We start from the raw sequence: 20,909 nt of genomic DNA on the forward strand, positions 1-20,909 counted from the left end.
ACCTCGTCCTACCACGAACGGTCCCCGAGAGCCTGCGCCCGTGCGCGGGAGGCCGTGAACGGATCGGCGTGCGCTGTTGACTCTGACCCTGGGGCTGAACTTCGGGACCCACGACGCGGCGGCGGCCATCGTTCACGACGGGACGGTGGTCGCCGCTGTCGAAGAGGAACGCCTGAACCGGATCAAGAACACGAAGGTGTTCCCCGAGCAGGCGATCCGGGCCTGCCTGAGCCTGACCGGCACCCACCCGCGGGACCTCGACCAGGCAGCGTTGTTCGTCGACCCGAAGCTCCACCTTCTCCTGGCGCCGTCGAACCTGCGCTACGGCACACCGGCGTCGATCGGTTCGTTGCTGTCGGACCTGGACAAGTACCGCACGCGCCGCCGCCTGCACGACACGGTTCGCCGCAGCAGCCTGCTACCGGATCGTCTGCCGCTCATGCCCGTGCCGCACCACCATGCGCACGCCGCCAGCGCCTACCTGCCCTCGCCCTTCGATGACGCCCTGGTCGTCACCCTCGACGGCCGCGGCGAGTACGAGACCGCTGCGATTTACGACGGCAGCAACGGCCGGATGACACGGCGCCATCACATCCTGTACCCGCACTCGTTCGGATACCTGTACAGCGCCCTGACCCGGTATCTCGGCTTCCGGCCGCAGAGTGACGAGTACAAGGTGATGGGCCTGGCGGCCTACGGAGGCCCGCGGTACCTCGACCGGATCCAGCGCCTTGCCCGGTTCGACCAGCGCACCGGCCGACTGCACCTGGACCTGCGCTACTTCGACCACCACCGTCGGCCCAGCGCCCGCCGCAGCCTGTTCGGCCCGGCCCTGGTCGAACTCCTCGGCCCGCCCCGGCGCGCCGAGGACGAGATCACCGATCGGCACCGCGACATCGCCCGCGCCCTCCAGCACCTCCTGGAGCAGTTGGTCGGCTCCTACCTCGCCTTCGCCCAATGCCTCGTGCCGAAACGATCGCTCTGCCTGGCCGGCGGCGTCGCACTCAACTGCGTCGCCAATGCCACCGTGATCGCCTCGGGCCGGTTCGACCGGATCTTCATCCAGCCCGCAGCAGGCGACGCCGGCACCTCCATCGGCGCGGCGCTGGCCGCAGCGGCCAGCCCGGTCCGGCACCCGCTTCGGCATGCCTTCCTCGGCCCGTCCTACGACGAGGGGACCATCCGTTCGGCGCTGAGCGGCATTCCCGCCGGCCGGTACCGGGTGCGGCGCACGGCCGAGCCGCACCGGGACGCCGCGCGGCTGCTGAGAGCGGAGAAGGTGATCGGCTGGTTCCAGGGCCGCATGGAGTTCGGACCGCGGGCACTGGGAGCCCGCAGCATCCTGGCCTCTCCCCAGCACGCCACGACCGCCGCCCGGATCAACTCCATGATCAAACAGCGGGAGGCGTTCCGCCCGTTCGCGCCGGCCGTACTGGCGGAGCGCGCCGACGACTTCTTCGCCCTGCCGTCGGCCGGCGCACTCGTCTACCCGTACATGCTGGCGACCGCCGCCGTGCACCGGCACCAGCGAGCTCGCCTCCCAGCCGTGGTCCATGTGGACGGCTCTGCCCGCGTTCAGACGGTGCACCGGGACACAAACCCTCTGCTGTGGAACGTCATCGATGCCTACAGCCAGCTCTCGGGCCTGCCCGTCGTGCTGAACACCTCGTTCAACGGCGCGGACGAGCCGATCGTCTGCACCCCGAGCGATGCGGTGGCGACCTTCCTGAGGTGTGGCCTGGACGCACTCGTGGTCGGCCCGTTCGTCGTCGAGGAGAGCACCCGTTGAACCACTCCGACCTCCCTTGTACAGAGCGGTGAAATGAGAGCCCCGCCCAGGAAGGCCGTGCACCCGGCCTCAGCGCCGCCCTCGCCCTGACCCGTCGACGCGGCTGCGGAGCCGGCGCGGCACCGGCCCGCGCCGATCACCTGGCCGCCACTCAGAGTGATCGGCCGAATCTGGACAGCGATTCGGCGTTGCTCGCGGCGCCCGGGCGTTCTATCCTCTGGGCAACGCGCTGACGGAGACAAGTAGCCGCAGGGCACGCGAGCCGAGAGAGCTGCCGGCAGCTGGGAAGGCAGCCTCGCGTCCTGTGGCGAATCCCCTCCCGAGTGCGGGGAGGAACGGTCGGCTTCGGCCCAATGCCCCGCCGGTTCGCTCCCGTTATCGAGCTGTCGAGGCCGTCCCCCTGGGGCGGCGAAGGCGTGGTGGCACCGCGAGTTCCCTTCTCGCCCACGCTCCCAAGGGATCACGTCGGACTCCGACTGATCGATGGGACCCGAAATGTTGGACATCACCGTCATCCGCGAGCACCCCCGGCGCGTCGAACGCGCGCTGGCGAAGCGAGCCGTTCACATCGACCTCGGCGACTTCCTCGCCCTGGACGAGAAGTACCGGCACGGCATGACAGAGGTCGAGACGCTGCGCGCCGAGCGCAAGCAGCTCTCTCGCGAGATCGCGCGGCTCAACCGGGCGGACCCGGCCGCCGTCGCCAAGCGCACCGAGGCAACCGAACTCGGTACCCGTCTTGACGCCCTGGAGGAGCAGCTCACGGCCCTGGCCGGCGAGCGTCAGGCATTCCTCGACCAACTGCCCAACCTGCCAGACGAGGACGTGCCGGCCGGAGGCAAGGAGCAGAACCAGGTCGTCCGCGAGCACGGCGTCCGGCCCGCCTTCGACTTCGAGCCGCACAACCACGTCGACCTGGCTCGCCGACTCGGCCTGATCGACTACGAGCGCGGCGTCAAGCTCGGCGGCACCGGCAACTGGGTCTACCGCGGAAACGGCGCCCTGCTCGAATGGGCGCTGCTCAACTTCTTCATCGAGACCCACGTTCAGGACGGCTACGAGCTGATCCTGCCGCCCCACCTGCTGACCTACCAGGCCGGCTACACCGCGGGCCAGTTCCCCAAGTTCGCCGAGGACGTCTTCGCGCTCGAACAGGGTCCGGCCGGACCGCAGCGGTTCCTGCTGCCGACCTCGGAGACAGCCCTGGTCAACCTGCACCGCGACGAGGTCCTGGCAGAGTCCGAACTGCCGCGCAAGTACGTCGCCTACTCGCCGTGCTACCGGCGCGAGGCCGGCAGCTACCGCGCCGCCGACCGCGGGACCCTTCGCGGCCACCAGTTCAACAAGGTCGAGATGTTCCAGTTCGCACACCCCGACCACTCCGACACCGCCCACCAGGAACTCCTGGCCAAGGCAGCCGACTTGGTCGAGGCGCTCGGCCTGCACCACCGCATCACCCGCCTCGCCGCCGAGGACACCAGCGCCTCGATGGCCAAGACCTTCGACGTCGAGGTCTGGCTGCCCAGCATCGACGGCTACGTCGAAGTGAGCTCGGTGTCCAACGCCCGGGACTACCAGGCCCGGCGCGGCAACATCCGCTACCGCCCCGCAGCAGGCAAGGCCGCCTACGTGCACACCCTCAACGGCTCCGGGCTGGCCACCAGCCGCCTGGTGCCGGCCCTGCTGGAGCAGCACCAGAAACCGGACGGCACCGTCACGGTACCGGAGGTACTGCGGCGCTGGCTCGGCCGCGAGTCCTTGGCCCCGGCAACAGCCGGATAGCCGACCGGACGCCGACGCACCACGTCCGGTCCGGCGACGTCCTGTCCGGGCCACCACGGCCGCGGTGGCCCGGACAGCCCTTGCACACAGCGTATGGAGCGCCCGCCGGGCGGGAAGGCCGACAGCATGACGGAGACTTTGCCCCAGTGGGCGTGGCGGATCGCCGAAGAAGAGCTGTCGGCCACCCTGCCGAGGCGGTGGGCGCACTCCCAGGGGGTGGCACGCCAGGCCGCGCAACTGGCCCTGGTCGCCGGGCCGGACGGCGGCCTGCTGATAGCCGCCGCCGTGCTCCATGACGTCGGCTACGCACCTCGGCTTGCCGCGACCGGTTTCCACCCCCTGGACGGCGCACGCTTCCTGGAGGGCCAGCAGGGCGCGGACACGCGGCTCGTGCGGCTGGTGGCCAACCACTCGCTCGCCCTGCTGGAGGCTGAGGAACGCGGGCTGCGTGAGACCCTGGAACGGGAGTTCCCGCTGCTCGACGACCAGGTGCTGGTGGACGCCCTGATCTTCTGCGACATGACCACCACTCCCGACGGCATGCCCACCAGCGCCAGCCAGCGGGTCGCGGAGATCCTCGCCCGCTACGGAGCCGACACGCTGGTGGGACGGTTCATCCACCGCGCGCAGCCGGAGATCGAGGCAGCGGTGGCCCGCACCGAACACCGGCTCGCCGCCGCGGCTCAGCCGAGGTAGGGGTACCTGCCACTGAGGAAGTGGCCGATCTGCTGGCGCATGCTCGGGTGGATGTCGTACTCGTCCAGGTCGCCCGGCTTCACCCAGCGCACACCGTCGGCCTCGTCGTTGACCGTCGGGGTGCCGCCGATAGGGCGGCCGATGTACGCCACCTCGAACTGCTGGCGGGCTTCGCCGTTGCTGCTGTACACGACGATGTGCTCCGGGTTGGAGTAGACGCCGAGGAGTCCGGTGATCTCCGCCTTGATCCCGGTCTCCTCCTCGCACTCGCGCACCGCGCAGTCGGCGGCGGACTCGCCGATGTCCTGCTTCCCGCCGGGCAGGGCCCACTGCCCGGTGTCGCGTCGGCGCTGCAACAGGATCTCGCCGGCCTCGTTCTGCACGAGCAGGTTGCTCGCGGGCACCAGCGAGTTCGCGGCCGGTGCGTCCGGATCGCCGTAGTACTCAGTCCTGCCGGCCACGAGACTGACCTTCCTGCGCGTTGTCGGTCCACGGCCGGGCCAAGTCCCAGACCGCGTCGAAGCTCGAAGCGTAGCCGCCGAACCAACCGAGGCCGCCACCCTTCTGGAGGTGCAACACCGGGTTGGCGGACGCCGGCTGGCCCCACACGTGCGGGTTGACCAGCAGGTCGTCGTCGTAACGGAACACCGAGTTGTAGAGGGTGGTGTCGTGCAGACGGATCTCGCATCCGGGCGTGCCCAGCAGCGGCCGGTAGTAGGTCAGCGAGGCGCCGATCTTCGCTGCGAGCGCGTCGCCGATGCCCTCCTCGCGTCCGCGGATCGCCACCGCGCGGCCCTGCGGGTCGCCGAAGCACAGCCGGACCTTCACCCCAGCCGCCGCGCGCTGCGCCAGCATGGCGGCAATGCGCGGGTTCGACTGGGCGAAGAACGTCCCCGAGAACACCAGCACGTCGATGCCCTGCTCTGCTTCCAGCAGGAGAGAGAGCCACATCTCCCGCGGGACGCTGGCACGGTCGGGATACGTAGCCACGAGGCCGGTGCCGGGACCGGACGCCTGTCCGGTCTGGGGCCGGGCCTGGGGCCAGAGGAAGTCCTCGTCCACCTTCAGGTGGCGCGCAACATTCCACCGGTGGCGTGCATGCGGCAGTCGACCGCCTAACCAGCGGGTCACCGTTTTGGGGTCCACCTCGCAGGCCGCCGCGAGCTCCACTGGGGAGACGCCACGCTGGGCGAGTGCGGAGCGCAATCGCTCGTTCACAGCAGATATCCAACCGGACGACGGTAGGACTCGCAAGGACGTCCTAGGACGCGTAGCGGCCGACGCGCACCAGACGGGTTGCCTACGCTGGCCCGATGGCGCTCTTCGTCCTGTGGGACATCGACCACACGCTCATCGACAACGCGGGAGTGAGCAAGGAAATCTATGCGGCGGCCTTCGAGGCCGTGGCGCAGCGTCGGCCGTCTGGCCCTGCGGTGACAGAAGGGCGCACCGATCGACTGATCATGCGAGAGATGTTCGACCGTGACGGTCTGGCCCAGCCGGGGTGGAACGTCGTCCAGGCCGCTCTCGAAGCGGCCGGCCGGGCGCGGTCGGAGGAGCTGCGGCTGCGCGGCCGCGCGCTGCCCGGTGCTCGGGAGGCCCTTACCGCTGTCGCGCAGGAGCCCGGGGTCGTCTCGTCGGTGCTGACCGGGAACATCGCGGCGAACGCCCGGTTGAAGCTGGCAGCCTTTGGGCTCGACGGCCTGGTGGACCTGGAGGTCGGTGCCTATGGTGCCGACCACCGGGATCGGGCGGCACTCGTCGCGGTGGCCCGAGACCGCGTCCACGTCGCCCATGCTCTCCCCGCAGGTGCTCCTGTGGTGCTGGTCGGTGACACTCCCCGGGACGTCGAGGCCGCGCTGACCAACGGGGTTCATATCGTGGCCGTCGCCACGGGGGTCCACTCCGCCTCTGACCTTCGTGTGGCCGGCGCCGAGGTGGTGTTGTCGGACCTGACCGACACAGCTGCCTTGCTGGCGCACCTTGCGCGAGTTGCCGCCGAACGGGACTGAACTGGGGAGTGTGGGTCACCCACGACCCGGCACCCGGCCCCCGAGTTCGTGGCGCACGGGTTGCTCGGACCGGTGCGGGCGTACCTGGACAGCAGGCTGCACAACGGAACGTCGTGACACGAATTCAGGCTCGCCGCTACAGCTACTGCCACCTCACCGACGGAACAGCCCGGCTCTGATGCCTGCGAAGAAGTCGGTGATCTCGGGCTGCGCGAAGATGAGGAGGCGCCTGTCCTGGCCGAGGGGGCTGCAGAAGGCGGTGACGTCACGGGGCAGGAAGGCTACGCCGATGCTCCCGCTGCCCCCGAACCGCCATGCGGCCGAGTCGAGGTGAGTGGCCAGCCACTCGGCGGCGAGGTCGTTCTTGCCGGTCGCGGTGACGGGGTTCGAGTCGAGGCCGGGCGGCCTGCGGAACAGGTCGGCGATGACCGCGTCGGCGAACTGCTCGAAGGCCGCGTCGGAGAGAACGAGGGGCTGCTGGTCAGGGTTGAGGGAGTCGCGTACGGCGGTGATCCCGCGTGGCAGGAGGGCGACCTCGGCACAGTTCGTACCGCCAGTGCTGGCGGACCGCCACTGGGCCTGGGCAAGCTGCTGGGCCAGCCAGACGGGGTCGGCGTCGGTGCGCGGGACGGTGGGGACGGGCGCGCCGTGGTGCAGGGTCATGCGTATTCCTCAGCGAGTTGTTCCAGGAAGGTGAGGGAGTCTTCGGGGGAGAGGGCGTCGTCCATCATGTGCTCGCTGACGGACTTGTACTCGGCGACGACGTCGGCCTCGTGGATGTGGAGAGCTGACCGCCTGCCTTCGATGGTGACGCTCGTGCGGCCCGTAGGGAACTCCATCAGCATGAAGGGCCCGTCTATCCCCGCGTGCGCGCCGGCGGCGAAGGGGAGCACGAGGATCTTGATGCCGGGGACGGTCCTCGCCAGGTCTGCGAGGTGCCTGGCCTGCTGGCGTGCTCCGGTCGGTCCTCCGATCTCCTGACGGAGCTGGCCCTCGGTGAGGACGGAGGTGATCGTCGGCGGTGGCTGCCGGGAGAGGACGCGTTCGCGGAGTTCGGCGCGCATGGTGACGAACCGGTCGATGTCGGCAGGGGTGCTCCAGCCGCGCCCGGCCTCGATGATCTCTCGTTCGACGAGGGGGTGCTGGAGGAGGCCGTGCGGCGCGGTCGGGGACCAGAGGAAGGCCGACCTGGCGAGTTCGATGTCGGTGTAGTAGCTGCCGAAGGGGTCGTCCGCGTCGCCGGGGAAGCGTTCGGTCCAGTCGTCGCTGTTCGCGCTGACCACCAGTTCCCGCCAGAACTCCTGGGCGGCCGGCTCGGTGACTCCGAGGACGCCGAGGAAGTGGGGGAGCTGCTGGAGGGTGATCTTCTGGTGGCCGGACTCGATCTTGTGGGCGGTGCTTGCCGACCCGTACCCGAGTTGCTTGGCCGATGCCTCCAGCGACCACCCGAGTTCGACGCGACGGTGGCGCACCTCGGCGCCCAGCCTCCGGCGTCGGGGGTTGGGTTCTCCAGGCATCGGCACCTCCCAAGTCAGATCGATCGTAGTGGGTCGGTCGAGCAGAGCCCATACAGCTTGGCTTACAGGAAAATTTTTCCTATCGCGAACCCTTGCCAGCACCCTGACGGCGCGTCATCATCTTGCGTGCGGTCAGTGTCCGGTGTGGCACAGACTGCAATGGCCGGTAGTGCGCCTCTTCTTCGGCATGCTCTCGCCCTGGCTGCCGAGTCTCGGCAACTCGCCCGAACGACAGGCTGGTTGGCCGCGATGGCTTCAATGTCAGGTATCGCTCTTCCCTTCACGCCGAGGCGCACCTCCGGATCGCGATTCTCGTGATCTTGCTGCATTCCCCCGCCCGAGCGGCTACGGCACGCTCCTGCCGCGGCGCGGGGACTTGATCACGGAACCGGCTGGGCGCCCTCGCGGCGCGGACATCTACAGCAGGGAGAGCACCATGCACTTCCCCTACGAGGCAGCAGAACTCTCGCCGACCCTGGCGAAGCGGTGGGGGCAGTACGTCAGCCGGCGCGACCGGCCCCGCGACCTGGAAGAGGGCCTGTGGCGGCGCACCCAGGACCCCCGCAACGCCGCGGAATCCGGCTGGACCGGCCCCGACGACGGCCGCCGGCGCATCCTGCACTACCGCTACCGCTACGACACCAAGCAGGTCGGCGGCGGGACGGTGCTCACCGTCCCCGAGCTGTACGTCTTCCACAGCGCCTCCTACCCGGAGGCCGAGCTGGCCCACCACGTCGACCGGGTCCGCAAGGCGCTCGCGGACGGCGGCTGGCAGCCGGGACAGCGAGGCCGGTGGCGGCGCGGGGACCTGGAGTGCACGGTGGTGCCGAACCGCGTGCACCCGCAGGACGAGCTCGCCGGGCGCACGCTCCCGGCCGGGTACGAGAGCCTGGACGTGACGATCAACTCCGCGGGGCACATGCCCGCGCTGCGCGACCAGAACATGCCCTGGAAGGTGATGGCGGCCGGCATGCGGATCAAGGAACAGCGAGGCAACCCGACGCTGATCCAGGACCTTTCCATGATCGCGGACTTCCTGCCGTTCCAGGTCGAGGTCGGGTGCGGCATGTCGGTGGAGGCGGGCGTGCCGCCGCTGCACCGGTTGCACGAGGTCTACCGGGTGACGGACATGGCCGACCACCGGTTCGTGCTGTCGCCCGGGGAGGACACGTTCCTGCCGGAGATCCTCGGCGCACCGGAGGCGAAGATGCCGGAACTGACCGAGATGACCCGGGCGTGCCTCCAGGCGGAGCCGACCATCGGCCACCGGACCCTGCGCGGTCTGGCGGACGCCGGGCACCTGGTGGGGCCGGTGATCACCAACAACTTCGACGGCCTGATGGCCCGGGCGGGCCTGGACGAGCACTACGTCCGCCGCTACCACGAGCAGATCCCGGACGTCCCCTTCCTTCCGGGGGCGAAGTCGCTGCTGGTGGTCGGCAGCCACGCCGACCGCCGCCGGGTGCAGGCGCGGGCCCGCGAGCGCGGTCTGAAGGTGTTCTTCCTGGACCGCGAGGGCTTCGAGGAGGGCTCGGTGTTCCGCCCGTACCTGGTCGAGGGCGCGCGGGACGAGGACTTCATGTGCCGCCGCGAGGCGACCCCCGCGCTGCTCGAACTCGCCGCCCACCTCGACGTCAAGGTGCCGGCCGCGGCCTGACCGCGCTCCCCGCGCGGTGCCGAGTGTCCGACCAGGCCGGTCGGCCACCCGGCACCGCCCCCGACCGGAAGAGAGAAGGACGATGAACGCCAACATCCCCGAACTGATCTGGCACAACGGGAAGGTGCGGCCGTGGGCGGAAGCCACGATCCACGTCACCAGTGAGACCGCGATGCGGGCGGTGAACGTCTTCGAGGGCCTGCGCGCCTACCGGCAGCCGGACGGTCGCCTGGCCGTCGTGCGGCTGGACGCCCACCTGGAGCGCCTGGAGTCCTCCGCCGCCCTGATGCACATCCCCCACCCCGGCCTCGCCGTCGAACTGCGCGACGGCATCAAGCAGTTGCTCACCGCGCTCGACCCGCAGACCGACGTGTACGTGCGCCCGTCGGTGTACGTGGACACCGGCCGGTACACCGCGGAGCGCACGGAGATGACCACCGACACGATCGTGACCTGCTACCCGGCGCCGGTGCGGCCCGTCGAGCCGATGCGCTGCATCGTCAGCAGCCGGCGGCGGATCGCGGACGACGCACTGCCGACCGCCGCGAAGACCGGCGCCGCGTACTCCGGGTTCCGCCTGGCCCGCCTGGAGGCACTGAACAACGGCGCGGACGAGGCGATCCTGCTGAACCAACACGGGAACGTCGCCGAGACCGGCGGCGCCGCGGTGTTCACCGTGCGGCACGGCCGGATCACCACGCCGCCGATCACGGACGGCATCCTGCCCAGCATCACCCGCACCACCGTGCTGGCCCTGGCGCAGCGCCTCAACATCCCGGCCGCCGAGCAGTCGCTGACCCCCGGCGACCTGCACAGCGCCGACGAGGTCTTCGTCACCGGCACGCTGGACGAAGTCCGCATCGTCGGCCGCATCGACGGCCACCGCCCCCGCCACGGTGACCACCCGATCGGCAGCGCGCTGCGCGAGGAGTACCTGGCGATGTGCGCCGGCACCAGGCCCGCGCTCGACAGCTCCTTCCTGGCGGTGATCGCGTGAGGCCCCGGAAGGCGGTGCTGTTCGACATCGGGATGACCTTCATCCACCCCAGCGGGGAGGTGATGGGCGAGGAACTCGCCGCCGTCGGCGCAACCGGCGTCGCCCCGAGGACTGCCGAAGCCGCGCTCGCCACCGCCGCCGAGGCCCACCACCTCGACTTCCCCCAGGGCCTGACCCGGCCCGAGAAGGTCGGCGCAGTGTGGGGCCAACTGCTGGGCGTCGGAGCGGAGACCGGCCGCCGCGCCTGGCAGCGCTGCACCAACCGCACCGACCTGTACCGCGACCTCGACCCGGACGCCGTCGCGGTGCTCGGCGAGATCCGGAGCCGGGGCTTGGCGGTGGCGGCGGTCTCCAACTCCGACGGCACCCTCGTGGAGGAGCTGTCCCGCTTCGGCCTGACCGACTTCTTCGACGTCGTCGTGGACTCCACCATCGCCGGAGTCGAGAAGCCCGATCCACAGATCTTCGCCTCCGCCCTCGGCCAGCTCGGCTGCGCGCCCGCGGACGCGCTGTTCGTCGGGGACGGCCTGATCAACGACATCTTCGGCGCGCTGCGCGCCGGCATCACCGACACCGTCCTCTACGACCGCCACCGGGTCTACCGGGAACTGCCGGTGCCCGTGATCACCGCCCTGCCCCAGCTCCTGGACCACCTGCCCGCCACCGCCTGACCGACTCCGAGACCGGAGGAACAGCATGCACGTCGGATTGGTCAGCACCACCTACCGCCCGCGCCGTGGCGGCCTGGAGACCCACGTCACCACCCTCGCCGAGCACCTCGCCGGAGCCGGCCACCAGGTGACCGTCCTCACCAACCGCGACTCCCCGGACCAGCCCGCCGATACCTGGGAGGGCGGGGTGCGGGTGTTGCGCGGCGGCGCGCTGCTCCAGCCGCCGGACCCCAACGCGGTGCCGTGGGAGCGTGGCCTGTTCGCCGCTCTGGACGACTTCGCCCCGCTCGCCGACGCGCAGCCGGACGTCATCCACACCCACACCCAGGCCGCGCTGCTGCTGACGCACATGTCGGGGCTCGCCGAGACGGTGCCCGTCGTCGCCTCGTTCCACGAGACACGGCCGGAGACTGAGCCCGGCGGCTGGCCGCGTTCCCGCTTCGTCGCCAGGACCTGCCCGCCCACGCTGGTGCTGGCCGGCAGCCTGGCGTTCGCCCGGCAGGCCGCGAGCTTCGGGTACCCGGCCGAGCGCATCCGCACCGTCCACCTCGGCGTACCCCACCGGCCGCGCGTCCACGACCGCCGTGCCGCCCGGCACTTCCTCGCCCAGGCCACGGGCGTGCCCAGCGACGGCCTGCTGATCGCCCTCACCGGCCGCTACACCCCCCGCAAGGCCCAGCACCGGCTGCTGGACGCCTACGAGCTGATGGCCACCCGCACCGACAGCCGACTCGTCCTGCTCGGCTCCACCAACGGCTCCGACACCGCTTACCTCCACCACGTGGCTGAGCGGGCGGCTCGCCATGGTGACCGGGTCACGCTCCTGACCGACCAGGAGGACGCGGTGCGTGACCTGCTCGCCGAGGCCGCCGACCTGGTCACCCAACCCAGCACCGCCGAGGGCCTCGGATTGGCCTGCATAGAATTCATGCAGCACGGCGCCCCGGCCGTCGTCAGCGACACCGACGGCCTCAACGAGGTGGTCACCCGCGACACCGGGCGCCTGGTCGCCACCGCCGACCCCGCCGCCTACGCCGCCGCGCTGGACGAGCTCGCCGCCTCCGCCATCCTGCGGGCCCATGCGGGCCGGGCCGCCGCCGACCGCGCCACCCGGTACTTCGGCATGGCCCGCAGCGTCGCCAACACCACCTCCGTCTACAGCGAGGCGATCAACGCCGCCCGCCCCGTGGGAGCGGCCCGTGTCTGAGCAGCTGCCCACCCTCGGCATCTGGGGCCCTGGTGAGCGCGACAAGAGCGGCGTCGCCGCGTACATCACCCAGTCCCTGCCCCACCTCGCCCAGCACTTCACCACCCGCCGGATCGCCGGGCCCGGCATCGACCCGGCCGCCTTCGACCACGTCCTCTACCACCTGGGCAACAATGCCCTCCACCACGGCGCGTTCCGCGCGCTGGCCGCCCGGCCCGGTACGGTCCTGCTCCACGAGTACAACAACCTGGACTACTACTACGAGGCGTGGGACCAGCTCCCGCCCGCCGAGCAGCAAGCCGTCCTGACCCGCGTCTCCGCCGCGGTCGGCACCCACCTGGACACCCGGGCGACCATGGAGCGGTACTTCGCCGAGCACCCGCACGTCGACCGCTACAGCCTCAACGCCCGCATCGAGGACCTTGCGATCAAAGCGGCCACCCGCGTCCTCGTCCACTCCCCACTACTGGCCGAGCACCTTGCCGACCGCCACAGGTCGGTCGACATCCGGCACCTGCCCTTCCCCGTCGAACCGCTCACCCCCGCGGTCGGCACCCGGGCCCGCCACGGCCTCCCCGAGCGGTCCTTCATCTTCGCCACCTTCGGCTTCCTCGGCGCCTACAAGCGCATCCCCACCCTGCTCGACGCCTGGCGGAACTGGATCGACCGCCCCGCCGCCGCCCTGCTCCTGCTCGCCGGAGAGGCCCGCGACGGCCTCACCATCCCGGACGACCCCACCATCCGCCACACCGGCTACCTCCCCGACGCCGAGTTCAACGCCCTGCTGCTCGCTGTAGACTGCGGCATCCAACTGCGCGGCCCCTGGCTGGGCGAGACCTCCGGACCGGCCAGCGCCCTGATCGCCCACCGGCGCCCGACCATCCTCAGCGACATCCCCGGCATGCACCCCCGCCACCCCGAGGAGACCCACCTCCTCGTCGGCCAGGGCGAGCACGAGACCGCCGACCTGATCGCCGCGATGCGCACCCAGTACCACCGGCCGCGCAACCCGGCCGCCTACGACCCCGCGTTCTCCTGGAAGGCGTGGGGCGAGCACATCGTCGCCGCGCTGACGGGGGGCCCGCGGTGACGACCCTGACCCAGCCCGCGTACTGGTCGCGCAGCCTGGTCGCCGCCGTGGACCAGGCCGCCACCCGCCTGCTGAGCACCTGGCCGGGCGCCGGCATGACCGGCCCCGAGGACGTACGCCACAAGGCGGACGGCACGCTCGTCTCCGCCGCCGACACCGACGCCGAACAGATCCTCGTCAAGGCGATCACCAGCTTCGACCCCACCGGCCTGATCGTCACCGAGGAAAACCCCGACACCCACCACCCCCGCTCCACCAGCCGTGCGCTGACCTGGTACATCGACCCGCTCGACGGAACCCGCCAGTACCTCGACGGCTCCACGGACTTCGCCGTTCTCGTCAGCGCCTGGCGCGGCAGCACCCCCGAGTTCTCCGTCGCCTCCTTCCCCGCCGCGGGCGTGCTCGCCGTCGCCGACCGCGACCAGGCGACGTTTCGCCCCGTCCCCCAACCGCCCGACCAGCGCCCCGTCCACGCCTGCTACTTCGAGCCGGCCGGACTGCGGGAGCGGCTGCCCGCCGGAACACCTCTGCGGGTCGACGCCTTCGAGTCCACCCGGGCGCTCATCGAAGTGGCCCGGGGCACCGCCGCCGGAGCCGTCGCGGAAATGTGCGGTCACCGGGCCTGGGACATCGCCGCCCTGTGCCACCTCCTCACCGCCACCGGCCGCCGCATCACCGACGAGCACGGCCACCCGGTCCGCTTCGACGGCCCCGACGTCACCGCCCGCTACCTCGTCGCCGCCGACACCCGCGACCTGCACTCCCTCCTGCTGACCACCCTGGAGCCCACGCCGTGAACGACACCGCCCTCGTGACCGCCCCCGACGACTGGGCCGACCGCTTCTTCGATCCCGGCTTCGAGGAGACCTTCCGCGCCCTCGGCAAGTACGACAGCACCCAGTCCGACCTCAACGCCCTCTGTGCCAAGGACTTCATGACCCCTGGCACCCGGGTCCTCGACGTCCCCTGCGGCTTCGGCCGGCACACCGGCCCCCTCACCGCCCGCGGACTCCACGTCACCGGCATCGACGCCTCGCCCCACCAGATCGCCCGCGCCCGCACCCTCCACCCCGGCGCCGACTTCCACCAGACCGACATGCGCAACCCCCCGCCCGGGGAGTTCGACGTCGTCCTCAACCTGTGGACCAGCTTCGGCTACCTCAACACCCCCGCCGACGACCTCGCCGCCCTCACCGCCTGGGCCACCGCCCTCAAACCCGGCGGCCACCTCGTCATGGAACTGACCACCCGCGAGCGCGCCGAACACGAGAACCGGCACGGCACGGAACCCATCAGCACCAAAACCGTCACGAACAACGGGGTCACCGAGAGCGCCTGGTACGACTGGGAGGCCAAGCACGCCCACGTCACCTACACCCGGCCCAGCTGGTCCGCGACCTGCCGCACCCGCATGTACTCCCGACCCGAACTCGAAGACGCCCTGCACCAGGCCGGATTCGCCGTCGTCTCCTTCGCCGGGGACTTCACCGGCGGCCCCGTCCGGCCCGAGAACCGCACCGTCGTCACCGCCATCACCCGGAGCACGCCGTGATCACCCGCCGAGACGCCAGCAGCATCACCGCCGAAGCCGAGAACCAGCTCATCGCCGCCCGCGGACTCACCCCCGCCGACCTGATCGCCGCCGGCACCGAGGCCCGCGTCTACGCCCTCGGCCACGACCAGGTCCTCAAGGTCTACGCCGACCCCGACCAGCGCCAGGCACTGGAGACCATCGCCGACCTCTACCGGCGCTTCGACCGCAGCACCGTCCCCTTCGCCCTGCCCGAGATCCAGAACATCGAGCAGCACGGCCCCCTGCTCGCCGTCACCGAGACCCGCCTGCCCGGCACCCCGATGGGCGACGCCCTCGACCTCACCGACCCGGCCACCGAACACACCTACCTCGGCGCCGTCCGCGACTTCACCGCCCTGCGCCTGACCACCCCGCTCGACCGGAGGATGCTCCTCGACCCCGACCCGGCCCACCAGGGCGAGGACTGGCACGCCTTCCTCCTCCGCCTCCTCGCGCAGAAGCTCCCGAAGGTCCTCCCCGACCTGCGCCGCGACGTCCCGGCCGTCGACCACGTCACCGACCAGCTCACCGCGCGGCTCGCCCGCCCCTACACCGGGCCCGAAGGCGTCATCCACGGCGACCTCTACCCGGACAACATCCTCGTCGCCGACGGCAAGGTCTCCGCCGTCATCGACCTCGGCACCTTCACGCTGCTCGGAGACCCGCTCTACGACCTCGCCGGGGCCTGTGCCTACTACCGGATGTACGACGAAGACCGCGTCGACGTCCGCAACCGCCTTCTGGCCGCCGCCGCCGAGGACCTCCCCGCCGACCGGCGCGACGACCTTGCCGCCCACCTGCACACGATCGCGCTGCTCAGCTGCGACCTCTACCCCGAGCAGGACAAGCACATCCGCGATACCGGCCACTACCAGTGGGCCGCCGACGTCCTCAACACCTCGACCGACTGGAAGGGCCGATGACCAGCTTCCTGCCCGAGCCCGACCCGGAGCGCGGCAACTGGCTCCCGCCTGCGGAGTTCATCGCCACCCTTCCCCGGGCGACCGCGTACGCCTCGCTGTACATCACCGACCAGCAGGGGCTTCCGGTGCTGCTCAACTCCTCGGTGTACAAGCCCGACAAGGGCCAGATCTGGCAGTTCCCCGGCGGCCAAATGGACCCCGGCGAGACCCCGCGCGAAGCTGCGGTCCGCGAGACCCGGCAGGAGATCGGCCTCACGTTGACGTGCGGCCGGCTGCTGGCCATCCACTTCCTCCCGCCCGAACCGACCTGGCCCGCGAACAAGTTCGGCCTGATCTTCGAAGGCGACACGCTCAGCCTCGAGCAACTCGCGGCGATCCACCTCGACCCCGCCGAACACAGTGAATGGGCCGCCCGCCCAGTCGAGGACTGGACCGACGTTCTCAACCCGCGGAGCATGGACCGCCTTCGCCAGGTCGATGACGCTGCCCGCTCCGGGACGACGACCTACATCGAGCACACCCGGAGCAACTTCATCGACTACATCTGAAATGCGACTGGTTCGAGTGACCTACATCGCTTGCAGCGGACCGTAGGTAGTAGCGAATCCCTGTGCTACGTTCCGTAGTCCAATCGAACACAGGTGACCCCGGCGGTGCTACCAACACCCCGGGGTCCGGCAAACAGGAGCGATCACTCCCGATGCTCGTACATCGTAGCGCCCACACGCGAAACTTCACCGTGCTGCCCAACGCGGTCCTGCAGGACCGGCGGCTGAGCCTAGCCGCACGCGGCCTTCTCGCCGATCTGCTGTCCCGTCCCGAGCGTTGGCGCGAGGACGCCCGGCAGATCGCAGACTCCAGCACCGACAGCCGTGCGGCGGTGCGCAAGGCCCTCCGGGAGCTGATCGAGGCCGGGTACTACCGGGTCGAGAGGAACCGGATGCCCGACGGCACGATCCGCAGCGAGGCCCACGTCTACGACACCCCGCAGGTACCCGGCCTGCGGGAGGCCCGGGAGCTGCTGGAGGCGGTAAACGCGCAGGTGGAGCCGAGTGTGCCCCATCCGGCGTCCGGTCCTTCGAGCTCCGGTGATGCTGGCGTCCATCTTGTAAAGAACCTGGTCAAAGCACCCTCCCTCCCCGCTGTGGCAGTCCCACCGGAGACGTCGGCCGAGCCTCGGCCGGCGGCCGCGGGAGGGCAGGAGGGAAACTCGGTCGAGAACCTGGACGGCCCGCTGCGGGCGGCGGCGTTCACCCTGCAGCGGGCGCTGGACGGCCAGCGGCGCCTGCGCCTGGGCGAGGCGGAGATGGTGGAGCTGGCGCCGCTGGCGGCGGAGTGGCTCGCGGTAGGCAGTGGTCCGGCTGAGCTGGCAGCGGCGCTGCTGTCCGGCCTGCCGGAGACGATCCACTCGCCGGTCGGTGTAGTCCGGAGCAGGTTGCTGCGCAAGCTGCCGATGCGTCCGGCGCCGGCAGAGCGCGCCAGAACGGCTAGCCGGATGCACGAGTGCGACGAGTGCCGCGACCTGGTGTCCCGTCCCGGCCTGTGCCGGGGTGCGCCTCCTCGGCCGGACAGCGCGACTCGTGGTGCCGAGGTGACGGCTCGGGGGATGGCGAAGGTCAGGGCAGCGATGGGTCGTTGACCTCTGCCGGCGCCGCTCCGCCGCGGTCGGCAAGACACAGGGCAGGGCGTGTTCGGCGGCTGTCGGGGCACATGGGCCGTCGTCGGGCAGGGGCGGCTTGTCGGGAGCCGGGTGCGGCCGGTTGCCGGGGCACTTACCCGGCCGTGCCTACAGCTGCACCGGCAGGGCTTCGAGGCCGCGGACCAGCCGAGACCGCTGCCAAACGAGTTGGTCGGCGGGGATGGCCAGCTGAAGGTTCGGGGCGTGCTCCAGGAGGACGCTGAGCACGATCTCGACCTCGGTACGGGCGAGCGGGGCGCCGAGGCAGCGATGGATCCCGTGGCCGAAGGCGAGATGGGCGGAGGCATCCGCACGGTCGAGGTCGAGTCGGTCGGGGTCGGCGAATCGGGAAGGGTCGCGGTTGGCCGCCCCCGGACACACGAAGACCGGGCTGCCGGCGGGCACGGCGGTGCCGTTGAGGTCCACCTCGTCGGGCGCCCACCGCCACGTCGCGATGCTGACCGGGGAGTCGTACCGGAGCAGCTCGTCGACGGCGCCCGGGATGCGGCGCGGGCTGGCGCGCAGGCGCTCCAGCTCGGCAGGGTGCTGGAGTAGCGCGAGCACGGCGTTGCCGATGGCCGCGGTGGTGGTCTCGTGGCCGGCGACCAGCAGCAGCACGGCGAGGGAGAGCAGCTCGTCCTCGTCGAGGCGGCCGGTGTCGTCGTCGTGGACCGCGATCAGGTCGGAGAGCAGCGAGCGGTCCGGGCGGGTGCGCTTGCTGGTGATCAGGTCCGTCATGTAGTCGGCCAGGGCGTGGGAGGCGGCGTCGATTCGCTGGCGGTCGCCGCTGGCGAACAGGTCGGTCGACCAGGAGCGTACCGAGGTCCGGTTGGCCGGGGGCACACCGAGCAGTTGGCAGATGACGGTGACCGGCAATGGGCTGGCCAGCTCCTCGACGAGGTCGACCTCGCTGCCGGGTTGCCACCGCCCGATGAGCTGCTCGGCGAGGGAGCGGATGTAGGGGCGTAGGTCGGTGGCTCTCGCCGGGGTGAACGCTCTGGTCACCAGCCGCCGGAGCCGGGTGTGCTCCGGCGGGTCGACGCTGAGCATGGTGCGGGCGACCGCCCGATGCAAGGACCGGCCGGACGGCCTGCCGGCAAAGTAGGCCTCGGTGTCCTTCGACAGCACCGGGATGGTGAACGCCTGCTTCGCGGCGTCGTAGCCGGTGACGACGGCCGCGGTGGTGGCGCCGCTGTCCAGTGGAACCTGCACTACTGGGGAGGTCGCGCGCAGGGCGGCGTAGGTGGGGTAGCGGTCAGCGAGGAACGCCGGGTCGGTGAAGGGGGAGGAAGCCATGGCCGGTCCCTATGCCGCTTCAAGTGCCGTCCGCCGCTGGGCGGCTACGGCGGTGCGGACGATGTCGGAGGTGGTGTACTGCTGGGAGACCGAGCGTAGCCACAACGCCTCGGCACGAAGGCTGCCGGCACGGACGGACTCGCCGGTCGCCTGCGGAGCCGGGTCGTCCTGGGGCGGGGCGTCGGCGCGGGCCGCCTCGATTGCCGCGGCGAGGATCGAGGCTTCGATGATGGCGGCACCGGTCTCGGTGCCGCTCTGCCCTCGGCGGGTGACGGCGTCGGTGGCCAGCTGCTCGATCGCACGGGACCGGTGGGCGTCCAAAACGAGGATGCCGTCGCAGACCTCGACGACCTTGCGGTGCAGGACGAGGGCGGCCGGTTCGGACTCGGCTGCCCCGCCGATCGTCTTCAGGACGATGTTGGGGGAGACCTCGGTCAGGTCGCGCCACAGCGGCAGCAGGTCGGCGGCCGTCCGGCGTTCCCACCGGCGGCGAAGGAACTGGGTCACCGGCCACAGCACGGCCGGGAGGGTCAGGCCGATCGTGATGAGCAGGACGCTGACGGCCGGCGCGGTGACGCTGAAGGCGCAGTCGGCCGGTGTGACCAGGCTCGTGCAGCGGGCGCCGCCGGCGATGGCGTTCCAGCCGAACAGAGCCGCGACGGTGTTGACGGTCTTGTAAGCGGTGTAAGCCAGCGCGAAGAGGCAGCCCAGGGCCGTCATGCGAAGGCCGACCCGCTGGCTGGTGCGGGTCGAGGCCTTGGAGCGCGTCCATGTCTGGGTGAGGCAGTCGTACACCGCGTATCCGAGGTAGGCGATGTACGCCATGGAGTAGAGGTGCAGAGAGGTGGGCAGCGTCCTGAGCCCGCCCTGGTGCTCGACGGCGCTCCACACCGTACTCGGAGGGGTGAGCGCGAAGGTGGTGGCCATGATCCCGACGGCCACGGCCAGGAGCCACAACCGCAGGCGGACTCGGCGACGAGCCTCGGCGGCGGAGTGGTTGAGGTAGCAGAGGAGCGCGGAGACGCTCGCTGCCGCCGACAGGGTTGCGGAGTTGCTTACGAGCCGGGGGAAGTCCAGCGCCACGGCGGAGTCTGCCAGTGCCCGCACAGCCGGTTGGTACGCGCTGAAACTCACGGCGAAACACGCGAGAAGGGCGGAAAGGCTCAGGGTGCCAGGGGGGCGCTTGCCCGGGCGCCGTTTGAATGCCCAGTAGAGCGACGCGGCGAGCAGGAGCAGGGGCATGCCACCGAAGATGGCGCTGATCATTGGTGAATCCTCTTGCAGGTCAGGCGAAGAGCGCGTCCCAGCGCTCGTCGGCTGCGCTGGGGCGGGAAGCGGGCAGTACGGCCCCGCGGTACATGAGCTGAAGCATCAGAGTGGCCGTCGTCTCGGCTTCGATTTCCTCCTCGGTTTCATATGCGGTGCGAGCTGAGACGCCGAGGAGGCTCCAGTCCATCAGGTCGGCGAGTTCGTCGTCCGACATGACATCGCTGAGGTCGATCTCTCCCTTGTGGGCGCAGACGATGTGAGCGAGTTCGTGGGCGATGATCTGCCGCTGGTGAAGCAGCGAAGCATTCTTCTCGTAATAGATGACCTCGCGGTCGGCGTACCTCTTCCGCAGGCCACAGGAAAAGGTGCCTCTCATGTCGATGGCCTCGCAGACGATCTTCCGTCCGACCGCTTCGGAGACCGCGTCGATCAGCTCTGCCTCACCGAACCGGTGAGGCAGGGACAGATGTTTGAGGCGGGCTTCGCAGGCATCGCGTAGCGAACCGGCATGCACGATCCCTCCCAGAAAAGATCAAGGAATCCACTGGCGGTACAGGTGGGGAGTTCCCTTGCTGTAGTAGCTGGATGATCGTAAACAGAGAGTTGAAGATCGTTTTCCAGTTGATCTTGATGCCGGCGGCCGGGCGGCGCCGGATGCGGTTAGGGTGTGCTTACTGGTCGCTACGGAGAGTGCCCGCCATAAACCGACCATCCGCGCTGTTTTGGGGGCGCGGGATCGATGCGGCGGTTGA

The 20,909-nt window shown here is 70.6% G+C and carries 21 protein-coding genes; 14 read left to right on the top strand and 7 right to left on the bottom strand.

The window, feature by feature from the left end; genetic code table 11:
* The first annotated feature begins 76 nt into the window (after positions 1-76).
* From ACWDD9_RS28430 to ACWDD9_RS28440, 3 genes are all read left to right on the top strand, one after another.
* Positions 77-1,789, top strand: coding sequence for a carbamoyltransferase family protein (locus tag ACWDD9_RS28430; protein WP_449813102.1), 1,713 nt, complete (start codon positions 77-79; stop codon positions 1,787-1,789).
* A gap of 495 nt (positions 1,790-2,284) precedes the next feature.
* Complete coding sequence (serS, locus tag ACWDD9_RS28435) at positions 2,285-3,571, top strand: serine--tRNA ligase (RefSeq protein WP_449813103.1); 1,287 nt, start codon at positions 2,285-2,287, stop codon at positions 3,569-3,571.
* 126 nt (positions 3,572-3,697) lie between these two features.
* Positions 3,698-4,267, top strand: coding sequence for an HD domain-containing protein (locus tag ACWDD9_RS28440; protein WP_449813104.1), 570 nt, complete (start codon positions 3,698-3,700; stop codon positions 4,265-4,267).
* Here the strand turns inward: ACWDD9_RS28440 and ACWDD9_RS28445 are convergent.
* On the bottom strand, positions 4,255-4,728 hold the full coding sequence (locus ACWDD9_RS28445; RefSeq protein WP_449813105.1) for an NUDIX hydrolase: 474 nt from the start codon (positions 4,726-4,728) through the stop codon (positions 4,255-4,257). The genes ACWDD9_RS28440 and ACWDD9_RS28445 overlap by 13 nt on opposite strands.
* Positions 4,712-5,485: a helix-turn-helix domain-containing protein gene (locus ACWDD9_RS28450; RefSeq protein WP_449813106.1), complete on the bottom strand. Its 774-nt coding sequence runs from the start codon at positions 5,483-5,485 to the stop codon at positions 4,712-4,714. Before ACWDD9_RS28450 ends, ACWDD9_RS28445 begins: the two co-directional genes overlap by 17 nt.
* Positions 5,486-5,580: 95 nt before the next feature.
* Here ACWDD9_RS28450 and ACWDD9_RS28455 point away from each other — a divergent pair, with 95 nt between their 5' ends.
* Positions 5,581-6,279 carry an HAD family hydrolase gene (locus ACWDD9_RS28455; protein ID WP_449813107.1) on the top strand — a complete coding sequence of 233 codons (699 nt, stop codon included), beginning with the start codon at positions 5,581-5,583 and terminating at the stop codon, positions 6,277-6,279.
* A gap of 153 nt (positions 6,280-6,432) precedes the next feature.
* Here the strand turns inward: ACWDD9_RS28455 and ACWDD9_RS28460 are convergent, their stop codons facing one another.
* Positions 6,433-6,942, bottom strand: coding sequence for a DUF397 domain-containing protein (locus tag ACWDD9_RS28460; protein WP_449813108.1), 510 nt, complete (start codon positions 6,940-6,942; stop codon positions 6,433-6,435).
* Positions 6,939-7,796, bottom strand: a complete 858-nt coding sequence (locus ACWDD9_RS28465; protein ID WP_449813109.1) for a helix-turn-helix domain-containing protein — start codon at positions 7,794-7,796, stop codon at positions 6,939-6,941. Before ACWDD9_RS28465 ends, ACWDD9_RS28460 begins: the two co-directional genes overlap by 4 nt.
* Before the next feature lie 436 nt (positions 7,797-8,232).
* Here ACWDD9_RS28465 and ACWDD9_RS28470 point away from each other — a divergent pair, with 436 nt between their 5' ends.
* From ACWDD9_RS28470 to ACWDD9_RS28515, 10 genes are all read left to right on the top strand, one after another.
* Entirely contained in the window at positions 8,233-9,453 is a 1,221-nt protein-coding gene (locus tag ACWDD9_RS28470; RefSeq protein ID WP_449813110.1) for a hypothetical protein, read from the top strand.
* Between the two features lie 82 nt (positions 9,454-9,535).
* Positions 9,536-10,450: an aminotransferase class IV gene (locus ACWDD9_RS28475; protein WP_449813111.1), complete on the top strand. Its 915-nt coding sequence runs from the start codon at positions 9,536-9,538 to the stop codon at positions 10,448-10,450.
* Complete coding sequence (locus ACWDD9_RS28480; protein WP_449813112.1) at positions 10,447-11,121, top strand: HAD family hydrolase; 675 nt, start codon at positions 10,447-10,449, stop codon at positions 11,119-11,121. The genes ACWDD9_RS28475 and ACWDD9_RS28480 overlap by 4 nt, the downstream gene beginning before the upstream one ends.
* A 25-nt stretch (positions 11,122-11,146) precedes the next feature.
* Complete coding sequence (locus tag ACWDD9_RS28485; RefSeq protein ID WP_449813113.1) at positions 11,147-12,328, top strand: glycosyltransferase family 4 protein; 1,182 nt, start codon at positions 11,147-11,149, stop codon at positions 12,326-12,328.
* Positions 12,321-13,418: a hypothetical protein gene (locus ACWDD9_RS28490; RefSeq protein ID WP_449813114.1), complete on the top strand. Its 1,098-nt coding sequence runs from the start codon at positions 12,321-12,323 to the stop codon at positions 13,416-13,418. Before ACWDD9_RS28485 ends, ACWDD9_RS28490 begins: the two co-directional genes overlap by 8 nt.
* Positions 13,415-14,215 (top strand): inositol monophosphatase family protein, encoded by an 801-nt coding sequence (locus ACWDD9_RS28495; RefSeq protein ID WP_449813115.1) that lies wholly within the window; start codon positions 13,415-13,417, stop codon positions 14,213-14,215. The genes ACWDD9_RS28490 and ACWDD9_RS28495 overlap by 4 nt, the downstream gene beginning before the upstream one ends.
* The gene (locus ACWDD9_RS28500; protein WP_449813116.1) at positions 14,212-14,970 is read left to right on the top strand and encodes a class I SAM-dependent methyltransferase; all 759 of its coding nucleotides are present in this window, start codon (positions 14,212-14,214) and stop codon (positions 14,968-14,970) included. The genes ACWDD9_RS28495 and ACWDD9_RS28500 overlap by 4 nt, the downstream gene beginning before the upstream one ends.
* The gene (locus ACWDD9_RS28505; RefSeq protein WP_449813117.1) at positions 14,967-15,914 is read left to right on the top strand and encodes a phosphotransferase family protein; all 948 of its coding nucleotides are present in this window, start codon (positions 14,967-14,969) and stop codon (positions 15,912-15,914) included. Before ACWDD9_RS28500 ends, ACWDD9_RS28505 begins: the two co-directional genes overlap by 4 nt.
* A complete protein-coding gene (locus ACWDD9_RS28510; RefSeq protein WP_449813118.1) occupies positions 15,911-16,462 on the top strand; it encodes an NUDIX domain-containing protein in 552 nt (183 codons plus the stop codon). The genes ACWDD9_RS28505 and ACWDD9_RS28510 overlap by 4 nt, the downstream gene beginning before the upstream one ends.
* Before the next feature lie 191 nt (positions 16,463-16,653).
* On the top strand, positions 16,654-17,553 hold the full coding sequence (locus ACWDD9_RS28515; RefSeq protein WP_449813119.1) for a hypothetical protein: 900 nt from the start codon (positions 16,654-16,656) through the stop codon (positions 17,551-17,553).
* Between the two features lie 147 nt (positions 17,554-17,700).
* On the opposite strand, the gene ACWDD9_RS28520 is transcribed toward ACWDD9_RS28515, so the two are convergent.
* From ACWDD9_RS28520 to ACWDD9_RS28530, 3 genes are read right to left on the bottom strand one after another with little or no spacing between them, the layout of a single operon-like run.
* Positions 17,701-18,888 (bottom strand): cytochrome P450 family protein, encoded by a 1,188-nt coding sequence (locus ACWDD9_RS28520; protein WP_449813120.1) that lies wholly within the window; start codon positions 18,886-18,888, stop codon positions 17,701-17,703.
* Between the two features lie 9 nt (positions 18,889-18,897).
* Positions 18,898-20,154 carry an MAB_1171c family putative transporter gene (locus ACWDD9_RS28525; RefSeq protein ID WP_449813121.1) on the bottom strand — a complete coding sequence of 419 codons (1,257 nt, stop codon included), beginning with the start codon at positions 20,152-20,154 and terminating at the stop codon, positions 18,898-18,900.
* A gap of 19 nt (positions 20,155-20,173) precedes the next feature.
* Positions 20,174-20,671 (bottom strand): ImmA/IrrE family metallo-endopeptidase, encoded by a 498-nt coding sequence (locus tag ACWDD9_RS28530; protein ID WP_449813122.1) that lies wholly within the window; start codon positions 20,669-20,671, stop codon positions 20,174-20,176.
* Positions 20,672-20,909: the final 238 nt, after the last annotated feature.

Source organism: Kitasatospora sp. NPDC001119 (assembly GCF_053598475.1).

Coding starts and splice junctions, on each gene's coding strand:
- ACWDD9_RS28455 (WP_449813107.1), top strand. CDS start 5,581: ATGGCGCTCTTCGTCCTGTGGGACATCGACCACACGCTCATCGACAAC.
- ACWDD9_RS28470 (WP_449813110.1), top strand. CDS start 8,233: ATGCACTTCCCCTACGAGGCAGCAGAACTCTCGCCGACCCTGGCGAAG.
- ACWDD9_RS28510 (WP_449813118.1), top strand. CDS start 15,911: ATGACCAGCTTCCTGCCCGAGCCCGACCCGGAGCGCGGCAACTGGCTC.
- serS (WP_449813103.1), top strand. CDS start 2,285: ATGTTGGACATCACCGTCATCCGCGAGCACCCCCGGCGCGTCGAACGC.
- ACWDD9_RS28465 (WP_449813109.1), bottom strand. CDS start 7,796: ATGCCTGGAGAACCCAACCCCCGACGCCGGAGGCTGGGCGCCGAGGTG.
- ACWDD9_RS28475 (WP_449813111.1), top strand. CDS start 9,536: ATGAACGCCAACATCCCCGAACTGATCTGGCACAACGGGAAGGTGCGG.
- ACWDD9_RS28440 (WP_449813104.1), top strand. CDS start 3,698: ATGACGGAGACTTTGCCCCAGTGGGCGTGGCGGATCGCCGAAGAAGAG.
- ACWDD9_RS28525 (WP_449813121.1), bottom strand. CDS start 20,154: ATGATCAGCGCCATCTTCGGTGGCATGCCCCTGCTCCTGCTCGCCGCG.
- ACWDD9_RS28520 (WP_449813120.1), bottom strand. CDS start 18,888: ATGGCTTCCTCCCCCTTCACCGACCCGGCGTTCCTCGCTGACCGCTAC.
- ACWDD9_RS28460 (WP_449813108.1), bottom strand. CDS start 6,942: ATGACCCTGCACCACGGCGCGCCCGTCCCCACCGTCCCGCGCACCGAC.
- ACWDD9_RS28485 (WP_449813113.1), top strand. CDS start 11,147: ATGCACGTCGGATTGGTCAGCACCACCTACCGCCCGCGCCGTGGCGGC.